The sequence below is a fragment of the Synechococcus sp. BA-124 BA4 genome (genome assembly GCF_034931165.1).
Genome location: NZ_JAYGIA010000052.1, coordinates 1 through 13775 on the forward strand (window position 1 = coordinate 1; position 13775 = coordinate 13775).

A 13775-nucleotide genomic window follows, 5' to 3' on the forward strand; every position below is an offset into this window, starting at 1 on the left:
GGTCAGGCTCCTCTGCTACACCAACCGTTCGCTGGAGCGGCTGGTGCCCCTGGCCCGCCGCGCCATCCACGGCGCCATGGCCGACCAGTTGCCGGTGCTGCCCGGTGAAGTCCTGCTCAGCCGCATGGCGGTGATGGCGCCGGCCTGTCGCCAGGGAGCCGAGGGGGGCGAGGAACCGGACATGGTGCTGGCCTCGAACCGGGAGCTGCTGGTCCGGGATGTGACCCCGGAGCGCTGTGATCTGGCCGATTACGGCGTCGCGGAGTCCCCGGTGATCGACACCCAGCTGGTGGAGGTGGCCTTCGGTGAGACACCGTTGAGCCTGCGTCTGCTGCCGCCGGTCGGAACCGCCGCCCGGGCACAGCTGGAGGCCGTGCTCGCCTCCCTGAGGCGCCAGGCCCGCGAGGCGGGGCAGGATCAGGGCCGCGCCCTCTGGCGCCGATACTTCCTGGTGAGAGACGCCTTCGCCTCCCTGGGCCCCGCCGCGGTGCTCACGGTGCACCGCTCCCAGGGGAGCGGGTTCGGGGAGGTGTTCATCGATGCCGATGTCTTCTGGCCCTCCGATCTGCGCCTGCGCCGGCAGCTGGTTTACGTGGCCGTGACCCGCGCGCGGCAGGGGGTCTGGCTGGCCGGCGGCCCTGGAGGCGCGGCGGATCGCCGCTTCTGGCAGGAGGCTCTGGAGGAGCCCCTGGCCGAGGAGCCCGGACCCCCCTCGCGCCGCTAGGCCAGCTTCAGCCCCTCGATGCCCTGCCAGGCCAGATAGACCGCCAGGGCCAGGCTGATCGTGCCCATCACCAGCTCACCGTTGGCGTAGAGACTCTGCTTGCCCCGCTGCAGCAGCGGCAGCACCCGCTCGCGGCCCAGGGCCACCCCCAGCACCGGCAGCAGCAGCAGCAGGCTGGCCGCCAGGGTGAAGCAGCCTGCCAGCAGCAGCTCCTGGCCGCGACCCAGACCCGCGGCCAGAAGAGCGGAAGCGCCCTTGGCCATCAGCACCAGGTCGTCGGGGCTGATCACCTCGATCGCCACACTCACGCCGATCAGCAGCGGCAGGGGCAGGGCGCAGAAGCGATCCAGCTGGCGGATCCAGCCGGCGGGTTCTTCCCCTCCGGCCTTGGTGGGCAGCAGATCCCTGATCCCCAGGGCCAGCAGAGCCCCGGCGCCGATCAGATCCAGGCCGGTGCGGTGGTCACTGCCCTGCTCCATGGTGAGCAGCAGGCCGTGACCCACAGTCAGCAGAAGAGCCATCATCGTGGCGATGGTGAGGATCCAGCTCAGCAGGAACAGCCCCCCCCGGCGCAGGGGATCGGGCCCGAGCAGCAGCAGCAGCAGCAGGCCGATGTGGATCGGACTGAGGCTGATGCCGCTGCCGTAGGCCAGCAGCTCAGCCCAGAGCGTGGCATCGGTCATGGGAGTGGTGCGCTGCAGGGGATCCTCCAGTGCAGGATGACGGGCTGCTGCCCTTTCCGGTCCGGTCAGCTGGCACCATGGCGGAACGACCACAGCTCGGGTCTGGACGGACTCTGCGGAGCGTCCTCTGGGGTCACGCCAGAGGGTGGGTCATCGCGGTTCAGCGGCGCACCTCGAACCAGTCGTGACCCCCGAGAGGAATGACGCTCTCGCTGACGCTGCTCACCTGGGCGGTCGCAGGGCCCGATTCGCACCAGATCCTGAGCTGCTCGAGTTTCTGGCTGCATCCTTCCGCCTCCAGCTCCACCCGGCCGTCCTCGCGGTTCCTCACCCATCCCCCCAGTCCGAGGGCCTGGGCCCGCTGACAGCAGGCCTGCCGGTAGCCCACCCCCTGCACGCGGCCACTCACGATCAGGCGCCACCGCTCCACGGAGGCGCCACCACCGCTGCGTCCTCGAGGGCCTCCGCTCCCTCGGGGAAGGGAGTCGCCTGGGCGGCCGCGTCGCGCAGGCGCCGGCAGATCGCCGAACATCCAGCCCAGTGGAGGTGCAGCCAGCTTGCGTGCAGTGTCGGCGTCGTCCATCCTTCCAGCCTCGGTGCCCAACCCCAGCCTTCAAGCTGCCACAGCGGTTCGCTCCCGTCCACGACTGTGTCGTTCAGTTCCCAGCGGTGAAATTCATGGCCGACGAGCGCCTCACCCCGGCGTGTCACAAGCCCATCTCCGAGGGGGCTGGCCTGGCGGTACCCCAGTTGCAATGAGCCGCGCCGGGCGCTGAACGGCAGCAGACCGGCCATGGCATGGGCTTCACCCTGGGGATCCTCCAGCGTCCGGCCGAGCAGCAGCAGTCCGCCGCACTCGGCGTAGATCGGCAGGCCGGCGGCGGCCGCCCGTCTCAGGTCGCCCTGGCTGCGCTGACTGGCCGCCAGCTCGGCGGCATGCAGCTCCGGGTAGCCCCCCGGCAGGATCACCCCCCGGCAGCCCCGTGGCAGGGGTTGATCGGCCAGGGGTTGCCAGGGCAGAGGAGTCATCCCAAGCGCCGTCAGCAGCTCCGCGGCCTCCGGGTAGCGGAAGTGGAAGGCGGCGTCGCTGGCGATCGCGACCGGCAGCTCTTTGCTGCCACCGCCGCACTCCAGGTCGGCCGCTGTACGGGCGGATCGCTCCAGGCACCAGCGGATCGGATCGAGGGCCCTGCCCTCGTCGCTCGCCAGGGGCGGCGGCGGCCTCAGCAGGGGGAGCAGGCGGTCCAGATCCAGGTTGCGCTCTGCCAGGGCGGCCCATTCCTCGCTTCTGGCCTGGAAATCCTGCAACTCATCGGGAGGCAGCAGGCCGAGATGGCGGGAGGGCAGGCTCAGATCGGGATGGCGGGGCAGGACACCCAGCAGAGGCATGGTGATCGAGTCGAGGGCCTCGCTCAGCAGGGCCCGGTGACGTTCGGTGCTCACGCCGTTGAGCACCACCCCGGCCAGCTCCAGTCCCGGCTGGTGATCGCGGAAGCCCCGAACCAGGGCCGCCAGGGAGCCTGCCTGCCGGCTGGCCTCCACCACCAGCACCACCGGCAGCCCCAGCAGGGTGGCCACTTCGGCCGAGCTGCCCTCGGCGCTCGGCCCCCGGCCATCGAAGAGGCCCATCACTCCCTCCACCAGGCAGTGGTCGGCCTGGCTGCCCCACCAGTGGTAGGCCCGCTCCAGCCAGTCCTCGCCGCAGAGCAGGCGGTCGAGATTGCGGCAGGGTCGCCCGCTCACCCGTCCGAGCAGCTGCGGGTCGAGGTAATCGGGCCCCACCTTGAAGACCTGAACACTGGCCCCGCCACGACGCAGCAGGGCCGTGAGCGCGAGGCTGAGCAGGGTCTTGCCGCTGCCGCTGCAGGGTGCCGCGATCAGACAGGCCATCCCCTTGTTCCCTCAGGCCTTCATCCGTGCGGCAGCAGCTTGGCAGCCAGGGGGGCCGCGGCGGCCAGCAGGGGATTGGTGGAGTCGTGGCCACCGCCCAGCAGACGGGCCATCTCCCACTCGTCGGTGGCGTGGCGCATCGGCACCACTTCCTCCGCCAGCTCCATCCGGGCCATGCCCCCCGCTTCCAGGCGCATGCAGCCCCCGGATTCCGAGCAGAGAATCACGCAGAGGGCCTGGCGAGCGGGCGGCTCGCAGATCAGACGCAGGCCCACCACGCTGCCCGGGTGGCTGCCGGGGACTCCCACCGGCACGGGGCTGAGGTGGACATGGACCGTCACACCATCGGTGCGTTCGAATTCCGCGTGGATCTCCTCGCCTTCGGTGTGGCTCTCGACCCAGTGCCAGCCGAGCCTGTCGGCCAGCCAGGCCGCCAGCAGCAGACCCTGAACCGGATGGGTGCCCTCCACGTCGATGTCGAGCTGAACCACGTGATTGAGCGCGTCGCGCCGGTTGGGGGGGTCGAAGACCATGGCCAGCGATTCGCGCCAGGCCCGTTGCCGCAGCCAGTTGAGGTCGTTGACGGGCTGACCGCTGGCCACGCGGGACTCCAGCAGGTCGAGGCAGCGGCGCGGGGTGCCCATGGCGGTGTCGATCACCAGGCGGCGGCCGGGTTCGCTCAGGGCGTCGAGCAGTTCGGGGGCCTCATCGAGGGATCCGTTCCACCACACCCAGCAGGGCAGATCAGCCGGCACCAGCGGCTGGAGCAGTTGCAGGCCCTGCTGCAGGGCACCGAAGTCACCCCGGAGCACCACCACATCACCGCAGGCGGCGGCTGTGCTGCCTTCTCCCGGCAGCGGGCAGTACGCCGCCACCAGGGTTTCCAGGGGCTGGCCGTGGGCGAGGGTGGGGGCGAGGGTGATCAGGCGGCGTGGCTGGTAGGCGCTGATGGCCGCGTCGATGTGCTGGCCGCGCAGATCTTCGATGGCGTGGTCGCCGCTCTGCTGGCCCAGGGCCCAGGCCAGCTTTGGAGAGAGAGGAGAGATGCTCAGGGGCAGCCCGCATTCGGGCACGGCGGCGCGGGCGGCCTCCAGGAGTTCGCTGCGGACCACACCGGTGACGGGGCCATCGAGGCGGCCGGTGCGCACGAGATGCTGTTCCACCCAGGCCGGTTGCCACACCAGCAGGGTGAAGGTGGAGGCGCCGCTGGAGGACTCCAGGTCCTGGCTCCAGAGCTTTTCCAGATAGTCGGTGAGTTCCGGTGGTGGCAGCGCCACGGGGGCCTGAAGCGTGAGCTGGGGAGACATGGGTTTGCAGGCGTTGAGGCGTGGAAGCGTTGAGGCGTTTCGGAGAGGGCGCGGCCGGGCGTGCGCTGCGGATCAGGGCTGGGGGCTCAGGGGCGGCGCCACATCAGGCCATCGCGGCCGAGCATGTTGTCCGAGGCGGCCGGTCCCCAGGTCCGAGCCTCGTAGGGGTGGACTGGCAGCTGCCAGGGGCTGTCTTCGATCAGCTCCAGCAAGGGGGTGTACAGCCGCCAGGCGGCTTCCACCTCATCGCCGCGGGTGAACAGCGTGGGGTCCCCCAGCATGGCGTCGGCGAGCAGTCGAACGTAGCCCTCATCGGACGGTTCCCCGAAGGATTCGTCATAGGAGAAGTGCATGTCCACCGGCCGGCTGCGCATACCCGATCCCGGCGACTTCACCTCGAAGCGGAAGCCGGCTCCTTCATCCGGCTGGATGCGCAGGATCAGCTGGTTGGCGGTGGGGCTGCCGCCGGCGGCGTCGAACAGGTGCACCGGTGCTTCGCGGAAGGTGAGCACCACCTCGCTCATGCGCTTGGGCAGGCGTTTGCCGGTGCGCAGATAGAAGGGAACCCCCTGCCAGCGCCAGTTGTCGATGAACAGCTTCATCGCCACATAGGTTTCGGTGGTGCTGTTGGGGCTCACACCGGGTTCCTGTCGATACCCCGCCAGGGGCCGGGCCGGAGTGCCACCGGGGCCGTACTGGCCGCGAACGCAGCAGTTCCAGGGCTCCAGCTCGTCGGCCAGCCGTGCGGCTTGCAGCACCTTGGCCTTCTCGTTGCGGATCGCCTCGGGCTCGAAGCGACCGGGGGCCTCCATCGTGGTGAGGGCCAGCATCTGGGTGAGGTGGTTCTGCACCATGTCCCGCAGCGCACCGGAGCTTTCGTAGTAGCCCGCCCGCTCTTCCACTCCCACGGTCTCTGCCGCGGTGATCTCCACACTGGCGATGTAGTTCCGGTTCCAGATCGGCTCGAAGATCGTGTTGGCGAAGCGCAGCACGAGGATGTTCTGGACCGTTTCCTTGCCCAGGTAGTGGTCGATGCGGAAGACCTGGCTCTCGTGGGCGCTGGCCTGCACGATCCGGTTGAGCTCCTGGGCGCTGCCGTAGTCGCGGCCGAAGGGCTTCTCGATCACCACGCGGCTGCGTTGGGTATCGCTGAGCAGCCCGGCGGCGGCCAGGGCGCGGCAACCGCTGCCGTAGAAATTCGGCGACACCGAAAGGTAGAAGGTGCGGTTGTTGCGGGTGGCCCTGTGGCGGTCGATCACCTCCAGCCGCTGGGCGAGCCGCACCAGGTGATCGGGTTGCTGCAGATCCACTGGTTCGTAGAACAGCCCGGACGCGAACTGATCCCAGGCACTGCGGTGTTCGTGGACCACCTCGCCGAGGGCCTCGGCCATGTGGCCACGGAAGTCCTCGTCGCTCCAGGGGCGACGGGCACAGCCCAGCACCGCGAATTCGGTGGGCAGCCGCCGCTGGCGGAACAGTTCGAACAGGGCCGGTACCAGCTTGCGGTGGGTGAGGTCACCGCTTGCCCCGAAGATCACCAGGCACTGGGGCGACACCACACGCTCCTGGCGCAGCCCGACCCTCAGTGGATTGGTGAGCGTGACGGTCATGGAGTGCGCGCAGATGACACCGGTTTACCCACGAAAGCGGGGAACACCCAGCTAAGGGCAGTGGGGCTTCCCCTCTGTGCTGATTTCGGCAAAAAAAAGCCCGCCACTGGGGCGGGCGGGGGATTCGTGGCTCGTAGAGAGCCCGGTCTGGCTCAGTAGGTTTCCACGTGCCAGCGTTCGGCCTTCTTGAGCTGGGGACGAAGCTCGGCCCAGTTGAGGCCCTTGGCGGCGGCGGCCTTGCTCATGGCCTCATCGATGCCGGGCTCCATGCCCCGCAGGCCGCACATATAGACGTGGGTCTTGGAATCCTCGATCATCGTGAAGATCTCGTCGCCATGCTCGGCGACCCTGTCCTGGATGTACATCCGGCCACCGCCGGGGTTCTGCTGTTCGCGGCTGATCGCCTTGGTGTAGCGGAAGTTGTCGGGGAATTCGGCCAGGTAGTTCTGGAAATCCTCCTCATAAAGGAGGTTCGGGGTGGTGGGGACACCCATGATCAGCCAGGCCTTGCCCCGGAACTGATACTCGGGATTCTTGGCCCGCTCACCCGGATCGAACATCCTGCGCAGGTAGGCACGCATCGGAGCGATGCCCGTGCCCGTGGCCAGCATGATCACGTTGGCGTCCTCGTCGGGGGGGAGGAGCATTTCCTTGCCCACCGGGCCAGTTATCTTAACCTTGGCACCGGGCTCGATATCGCAGAGGAAAGTGGAGCAGACACCGTTGATGGTCTCCCCATCCTTCTCGTACTGGAGCTGACGCACACACAGCGAGACGGTCTTGTCTTCGAGGTTGTCGCCGTGGCGAGTGCTGGCGATCGAGTAGAGCCGGAGCTTGTGAGGCTTGCCGTTGGCATCAACGCCGTCGGGAATGATGCCGATGCTCTGGCCTTCGACGTAATGAAGATTGCCTTCGGAGAGATCGAAGGTGATGTGATTGACCCGGCCGATCGCCCCTTCGGCCAGCAGGGAATAGTTCCCGAGCACGGTGCCGATGTAGGGATCCTTCGGTTTGTAGAGATTGACGGGAGGAGCTTCGTGCTTGACGGGGGTGGTCACGGGAGCGGCGGCGGCGTTGGCAGCGATCGGGGCGGGCGCGGGAGCGGGGGCGGCCGAGGCCTGGTCAGCTGGGGTGACCGAGAGCAGGCGACCACCCTGTTGATTGATCATGCGCAGGGTGGTCTGCATCTGAGAGAGAGGGATGCTGAAGCAACGCTCGGCCGTGCGCGTGCCAGCTGCTTTGAGGCCCTGCACCACAAGGGTGAACATGCGGGCATCGGACTGACGAAGCGCTGCGGTCGAGATGCGCATGAACCCTCAATCTCCGGAAAACCGGGCCGATCATAGGCAATGCCCATGGACAGCCCTCCTCCTGATCGTGGGCCTTTCCGCACCGGCAACCGATTGTTGCGGTTAGGTTTGGTGGCGGCTGGTTTGATCCGGCTGGCGATGAATCCGGCGTTCCCCCTCACTTGGCGCAACTTTCGGTTCTGACAACCCCTCCCATCCAGGGCCTGCTCAGCAGCCAGGACGCCTGTTCGCTGGACACGATCCAGCAGGACATGGAGCGACTGCCTCAGGGAGCCCGTCGTCTGGCGGTTCAGCTCCGCCTCGAGCTCCCTCCCCAGCAGATCTGGGCCGTGCTCACCGACTACGAGAATCTCAGCCGCTTCATCCCCAACCTTTCCACCTCCCGTCTGCTCTGGCGACGGGGAAGCACCGTGGGCCTGGAACAGGTGGGTTGTCAGCAGTTCTGCGGCCTGCGCTTCACGGCCCGCGTCGAACTGGAACTGCGGGAGCATCACGACGATGGCCTGCTCAGCTTCAGCATGCGCCAGGGAGATTTTCGTCGTTTCGAGGGGGCCTGGCAGGTCAGCGGCGAACCCGGTGGCTCCCGGTTGCTCTACGAACTCACCGTGCAGGGGCGCCAGGGCATGCCGATCGGGCTGATCGAGCAGCGGCTTCGCGAAGACCTGGCTGCCAACCTGCGCGCCGTCCAACAGGAAGCTCTGCGCCGCGCCGCACAGGCCTGAATGGTTCAGTCGCCGATCATTTCAACCATCAAGGTCACGTCTACGGTTTGAGTGTCAAGGTAGAAAGGATCCTTGATAATGGATTCTTGATTCCGAACCTCATGGACCATCCCTGCTTCGGATCAGGTGTTGCAGGACTGATTGACCGACTTGGCTGACGTCATTTTTATGGTGAGCAATCCTGCGCAGAAGATGTCAGGATCATCACCGCTCAATCGACTGGGGAGTTCTGCCCCGGTCATTACAACCTGATGGCTTCCAGCTGACAGGACTCAGCCATCTTCTGGTTGATCGTGATACCCCCAAGGGGATTCGAACCCCTGTCGCCTCCGTGAAAGGGAGGTGTCCTAGGCCTCTAGACGATGGGGGCGAGGCCACGGAGCAGGGGCGTTTGAAGGCGCCGCTTCCGTTCCATGGACGCTACGGGTCGGAGTGTCCCTTCGTCAAGGCGAGGCCTGGCTGGGGGAGTTCTGTCCTGACCACACCGGAACGGTGAAGTGGAAGCAGGCTCCTTCACCGGGCTCGGAGACCACCCAGATCCGTCCGCCATGCACTTCAACGATGCGGCGACAAACGGAGAGTCCCACTCCGAACCCAGACGTGGTGCCCGAGGTCTGAGGCAGCCGTACCCGCTCCAGGAAGATCCGCTCCTGCTCTCCGCGGGGAATTCCCGGACCTGTATCACAGACACTCACCTGAACCCATTGACTGGTGCGGTGCAACAGCGAAAGAGTCACCGCGCCGTCATCAGGGGTGAATTTCAACGCGTTCTCCAGCAGATTCAGAAGCACCTGGCGCATGCGCCGTTGATCGGCAAACACATCCGGCAGGTCGGCGGGAATGTCGGTGATCAGGCGCAGGTTCCGCCCCACCCACAGTTTCTCCAGCTCCAGGATCGCCTCCGCGGTCACCGGCGCCAGGTCCAGCCGCTGGGGGTTGAAGAGAGCTTCCCAGCGGGTGGTGCCCACTTCCAGGAGGTCCTTGGAGAGATGCTCGATGTCATCGAGGCGGCGGTCGAGCACATCCCGGCAGCGGGTGTTGTTGATGTGCCCGAGCTGCAGGCTCTGCAGGGCCAGCTTGGCGGCAGTGAGAGGGGTGCGCAGCTCATGGGCCACCATGCGCAGCAGCCTCTCCTGAACCCGCAGGCGCTCGATCAGGGTTTCGTTCTCCTGACGCAGCACCAGCACCTGATCTTCCAGCTGCAGCTCCCGCTGGGTGCGGCTGCCATCCATTTCCGCGGGCCGCAGGCTCATGCCCAGATCGCTGACCACCTCCAGCTGCTGCCAGCGCGGCAGCCAGCCCTTCAGCTGATCCAGGACGGCATTGCCAGCCAGCACCTGGCGAGGGGGGGGCTCCAGTTTCACCAGGGCCGGGGTGGCCACCAGCCGGTGCAGCTCCAGCAGCTCGGGGCGCAAGGCTGGATTGGCCAGCTCCAGGGCCACATCGAAGCCGCAGTCGCAGGTTTCGAGGTAGTTGAGGACTCCACCCAGATCGGCGGAAGCGAGATGGTGGGGGGCCGCCACCAGCAGCAGCTTGAGCGGCCGGCGCCTGGCCGGGAGGGGCCCTTGTGCCGTTGTGCCGGAGTCGGCTTTCCCCGCTTCAGGCACCTTGGCGGCAGGCAAGATCGTGGAGATCACCTTATGGCGTCGAACGCTGGCCCGAGAGCTGGCTATGACGAGCCTGTCAATCGACCCACCGACGATCTCCCCATCCCATGACCCCATCCACGGAACGGGTGCCGCTGGACCCTTCCGGGCCGCCGAGGCGTGACCCCCAGGGGAGCCGCATCCAGCTGGACAGCAGCCTGCGCCGCTGGTTCTCGCGCAACCTCGGGCTCTGGCGGTCCCGCCGCATCTATTTCTTCCGTGGCGAGGATGAGCCCCTGCGCCTCGACCTTCTGCTGCGGATCGAAACGTACGAGCAGCCGGTGGAGGGGGAGGCGGCCTACCGCTTCAGCTGGACACCCGAGCAGGACTTCGGCTTCTACGAGCGGAAGCCCCAGTACCAGCGCGAGGGCAGCCTTGAGGCCTACCTCTGCGGTCACCAGCTGCGGCGCAGCCGGGGGTATCTCGTGGAACAGCCGATGCGCTCCCAGATCCGCCAGGTGGATGAGCACCAGATGATCTTCGAGTCGCAGCACCAGGGCTGGGACATCGAGCAGCACATCCGGCTGATCGATCAGGACCGCATCCGGGCCTGCTCGATTTTCTCCTGGCGGGATGGTGAGCTTGATATCACCGAGACGCATCATGAGATCAGGCTGGAGGGGCCCGGCGATCCGCTCCCTGCCGATTGAAGTTCGTGCCCCGGTGCATCAGCATGGAGCCTGTTGAACACGCTCTCCTTGCGCCTCACGCACTGCCTCCACCGACTCCTGTTGCTGGCTGGCGCACTCATCATTCCCGCCGTTTCCGCTGCCGCCCCCGCCCTGGCGGCACCCGCCACTGAAAGCGAGATGTCGCTTTACAGCAGAATCGCCTCCGTCAATGTCTGCATTGCCCGCGGTGCCGGCGTCGAGTTCGACAAGGCGGCGAGCATCGCCGGTGAAACGATCGCCCAGCTGATCAAGGGTCAGCATGACGGTCAGATCAAGCAGGTGGGCTCCAAGGCTCTCACGATCGAGGAGCTGCGGCGCGGTTCGGTGAACTCCGCGGTGATCGGTGCCGTCGAGCTCTGCCCCAAGGAAGTGCCGCCTGATGTGGTCAAGAAGGTGACTGACGCCCTCAAGCAGCAGGGAGGCAAGTAACCCCTCAAGGGAGACGATGCTGGCCGGAGGCGGACGCATCCGTACATATCCGGCCCAGCTGCAGTTGCAGTTCAGGCGGTCCTGGTGGCTTTGCTGATGGCATCCCTTCGGGGCTGTCCTCCAGCTTGATCACCATGACCGTCCTCATTCAGCGTCTTCCCCTGCTGCTCGCTGCCGGGGTCTGTGGCCTCGCCGCCGCGATGCCGGCCGCCGTCTCCGCCCAGGAGGCCTACTACGGGGGCTATCAGGGCTACCAGCTGCCTTCGGATCGCTACCCGGTGTCCCGCGGTTATGTCGTGACTCCGGTCCGCAACTGGCCACCCGCTCCCTATCAGGACTACAGCAGCCAGGTCCCCAGCGGCAGCAATCCCTACGGCCAGCCGGCGCCCACCACCTGGGAGGAGGCCCAGGCCCTCCAGCAGCGCTGCTCGATCGGCCGGCTCGTGGGCGGCGTGATCGGCGGCGGCATCGGCTACGCCGCCTCCCGCGATGACGGCCGCACCTGGGCGGTCCCCCTGGGGGCCCTGCTCGGATCCCAGGTGGGCTGCAACGCCGGTCAGGGTCGAGGCCCCCTGCCCTGGTGAGCGGGGAGCCAGGATCAGGGGGCCTTCTTCCCCTGGCCTGATGAGCGTCGTGCGGCTGGCCGACTATCGGCCCTTCCCCTTCCGGCTTGAGCGCACCGATCTGACGGTGCGCCTGTTCGGCGAGGAGGCCCTGGTGGAGTCCACCCTGTCGCTGGCGCCCCTTGCGGCCGGCGAACCGCTGGTGCTGCGCGGTGAGGGTTTGGATTTGCTCTCCCTGGGCCTCGACGGCCGGCCCGTGGCGCTCGATGAGATCGGGCGTGACGGCGACGCTTACATCCTCTCGAGTACTCCCGCGCAGCCGTTTCGCCTGACCAGCGTTGTGCGCCTGCATCCCCGTGCCAACACGAGCCTCGAGGGGCTCTATGCCAGCGGCGGCATGGTGACCACCCAGTGCGAAGCGGAGGGGTTCCGCCGCATCACCCTCCATCCCGATCGTCCCGATGTGCTCAGCCTCTTCCAGGTGCGCATCGAGGCGGAGCGCGGCCTCTTCCCTGTCCTGCTCTCCAACGGCAACTGCATCGAGCAGGGAATCCTGCCGGCCCTGGCCGGCGGGGAGGAGCGGCACTATGCGGTCTGGGACGATCCCTTCCCCAAGCCGTCCTATCTGTTCGCCCTGGTGGCCGGGGTGCTCGAGGAGGTCCGTGACACCTTCACCACCGCCAGTGGCCGCACGGTGCAGTTGCGCCTGCATGTGGAGCCTGGCGATGCTCCCTACACGGCCCATGCCATCAGTTCACTGAAGCGCTCGATGGCCTGGGATGAGACGGTCTATGGGCTGGAGTACGACCTCGATGAGTACAACATCGTCGCCGTGCGCCATTTCAACATGGGCGCGATGGAGAACAAGAGCCTCAACATCTTCAACTCAAAACTGGTGCTGGCCGATGCCGCCACGGCTACCGATGCCGAACTGGAGCGGATCGAGAGCGTGATCGCCCATGAGTATTTCCACAACTGGACAGGCAACCGCATCACCTGCCGAGACTGGTTCCAGCTCTCTCTCAAGGAAGGGCTCACCGTGTTCAGGGATCAGAGCTTCACAGCAGATCTGCATGCACCGGCACTGAAGCGGATTGAGGATGTGGCGATGTTGCGCAACACCCAGTTCCGCGAAGATGCTGGCCCCACCGCTCATCCAGTGCAGCCGGATCATTATCAGGCGATCGATAACTTCTACACCACCACAATTTATGAAAAAGGCGCCGAGGTGATTCGCATGCTGCACACCCTCCTTGGCCCGGACACCTTCATGCGTGGCATGGCCATCTACGTTCAGCGCCATGACGGCACGGCCGCCACCTGTGACGACTTTGTGCAGGCCATGCAGGATGCCGCTGCCAAGGCCGGAGATTCCGACCAATCCGGGACCAGCGAGTTCTGCTTCGACCAATTCCGTCGCTGGTATCACCAGGCGGGAACGCCCCGACTTGAACTGCAGCGCCACTGGGATGAGGATCGGGGCCGTCTCTCGCTGACCATCCGGCAGCACACCCCGGCCACCCCGGGCCAGCCTGACAAGCTGCCGCTTGTGATTCCCCTGGCGATCGGGGCGGTGGACCAGGCCGGTGAGCCCCTGCTGCTGCAACGCCCCGGCGAAACCGCCGCCAGCGCCGAGGACGCCAGCCTCGAGCACTCCTGGGGGCCGCTCACACGGCTGCTGGTGATCGATCAGGCCGAGCAGACCGTGGTCTTCGAGGACTTCGAGCCCCACAGTCACCCGCCGGCCCTGTCCGTGCTGCGCCGCTTCTCCGCTCCGGTGCAGCTGGAGTTCGAGCGCACGCATGCGGAACTGCTGCATCTGCTCAGCTGCGACGGCGAGCCCCTGGCCCGTTGGGATGCCGGCCAGGAGCTGCTTCGGCAGGTGGTGCTGTGCCGCGCCGGAGGAGCCGCGGATGAGGCCCTTGAGGATGGTCTGGTGGCCGCCTTCGAGCGGATCCTGCTGGAGGGCACGCTCAGCGACGGCAACCGCTGCGCCCTGCTGACGATGCCGGGGCTGGTCGAACTCGAAGCGGCCAGCGCTGAGCCTGATCCACCGGCACTGGATCTGGCGAGGAGGACCCTGCAGACCCGCTTCGGGGAAGCCCTGGCCGAACCCCTGGCGGCCTGCCTCGAGCGCTGCCGTCCCCAGTGGGGCCTGCCATGGCCCGAGGGTGTCGGCGATCGCCAGCTCACCGGGCTGGTCTGGGCCTGGCGGGCTGC

Annotated in this window: 13 protein-coding genes and 1 tRNA gene; 6 read left to right on the forward strand and 8 right to left on the reverse strand. The window is 67.1% G+C overall.

Features of this window, described 5'->3' with window-relative positions:
• On the forward strand, window positions 1–724 hold a 724-nt coding region (locus VB734_RS06175; RefSeq protein WP_416238043.1), incomplete at its 5' end, for an ATP-binding domain-containing protein.
• Here VB734_RS06175 and VB734_RS06180 read toward each other — a convergent pair.
• From VB734_RS06180 to VB734_RS06205, 6 genes are all read right to left on the reverse strand, one after another.
• Window positions 721–1407 (reverse strand): GAP family protein, encoded by a 687-nt coding sequence (locus VB734_RS06180; protein ID WP_197164606.1) that lies wholly within the window; start codon window positions 1405–1407, stop codon window positions 721–723. The genes VB734_RS06175 and VB734_RS06180 overlap by 4 nt on opposite strands.
• A gap of 160 nt (window positions 1408–1567) precedes the next feature.
• A complete protein-coding gene (locus tag VB734_RS06185) occupies window positions 1568–1837 on the reverse strand; it encodes an acylphosphatase (RefSeq protein ID WP_197164604.1) in 270 nt (89 codons plus the stop codon).
• Entirely contained in the window at window positions 1819–3297 is a 1479-nt protein-coding gene (locus tag VB734_RS06190) for a cobyrinate a,c-diamide synthase (RefSeq protein ID WP_322781509.1), read from the reverse strand. Before VB734_RS06190 ends, VB734_RS06185 begins: the two co-directional genes overlap by 19 nt.
• A 20-nt stretch (window positions 3298–3317) precedes the next feature.
• Complete coding sequence (locus VB734_RS06195) at window positions 3318–4604, reverse strand: glucose-6-phosphate dehydrogenase assembly protein OpcA (protein ID WP_197164600.1); 1287 nt, start codon at window positions 4602–4604, stop codon at window positions 3318–3320.
• Between the two features lie 86 nt (window positions 4605–4690).
• Window positions 4691–6214, reverse strand: coding sequence for a glucose-6-phosphate dehydrogenase (gene zwf, locus VB734_RS06200; RefSeq protein ID WP_197164598.1), 1524 nt, complete (start codon window positions 6212–6214; stop codon window positions 4691–4693).
• A 152-nt stretch (window positions 6215–6366) separates the two neighbouring features.
• Complete coding sequence (locus tag VB734_RS06205) at window positions 6367–7524, reverse strand: phycobilisome linker polypeptide (RefSeq protein WP_197164596.1); 1158 nt, start codon at window positions 7522–7524, stop codon at window positions 6367–6369.
• Between the two features lie 161 nt (window positions 7525–7685).
• Here VB734_RS06205 and VB734_RS06210 point away from each other — a divergent pair, with 161 nt between their 5' ends.
• Window positions 7686–8246 carry an SRPBCC family protein gene (locus VB734_RS06210; protein WP_197164594.1) on the forward strand — a complete coding sequence of 187 codons (561 nt, stop codon included), beginning with the start codon at window positions 7686–7688 and terminating at the stop codon, window positions 8244–8246.
• 297 nt (window positions 8247–8543) lie between these two features.
• Here the strand turns inward: VB734_RS06210 and VB734_RS06215 are convergent.
• A tRNA-Glu gene (locus tag VB734_RS06215) sits at window positions 8544–8616 on the reverse strand.
• A 73-nt stretch (window positions 8617–8689) separates the two neighbouring features.
• Complete coding sequence (locus tag VB734_RS06220) at window positions 8690–9868, reverse strand: histidine kinase (protein ID WP_416238044.1); 1179 nt, start codon at window positions 9866–9868, stop codon at window positions 8690–8692.
• A gap of 92 nt (window positions 9869–9960) precedes the next feature.
• Between VB734_RS06220 and VB734_RS06225 the strand changes: the two genes are divergently transcribed.
• From VB734_RS06225 to pepN, 4 genes are all read left to right on the forward strand, one after another.
• Window positions 9961–10542 (forward strand): hypothetical protein, encoded by a 582-nt coding sequence (locus VB734_RS06225; RefSeq protein WP_322781507.1) that lies wholly within the window; start codon window positions 9961–9963, stop codon window positions 10540–10542.
• Window positions 10543–10590: 48 nt separating this feature from the next.
• Window positions 10591–10992 carry a cAMP phosphodiesterase gene (locus tag VB734_RS06230; protein WP_322781506.1) on the forward strand — a complete coding sequence of 134 codons (402 nt, stop codon included), beginning with the start codon at window positions 10591–10593 and terminating at the stop codon, window positions 10990–10992.
• A 134-nt stretch (window positions 10993–11126) separates the two neighbouring features.
• Window positions 11127–11576 carry a glycine zipper 2TM domain-containing protein gene (locus VB734_RS06235; RefSeq protein ID WP_197164590.1) on the forward strand — a complete coding sequence of 150 codons (450 nt, stop codon included), beginning with the start codon at window positions 11127–11129 and terminating at the stop codon, window positions 11574–11576.
• 40 nt (window positions 11577–11616) lie between these two features.
• On the forward strand, window positions 11617–13775 hold a 2159-nt coding region (pepN, locus tag VB734_RS06240; protein ID WP_323243144.1), incomplete at its 3' end, for an aminopeptidase N.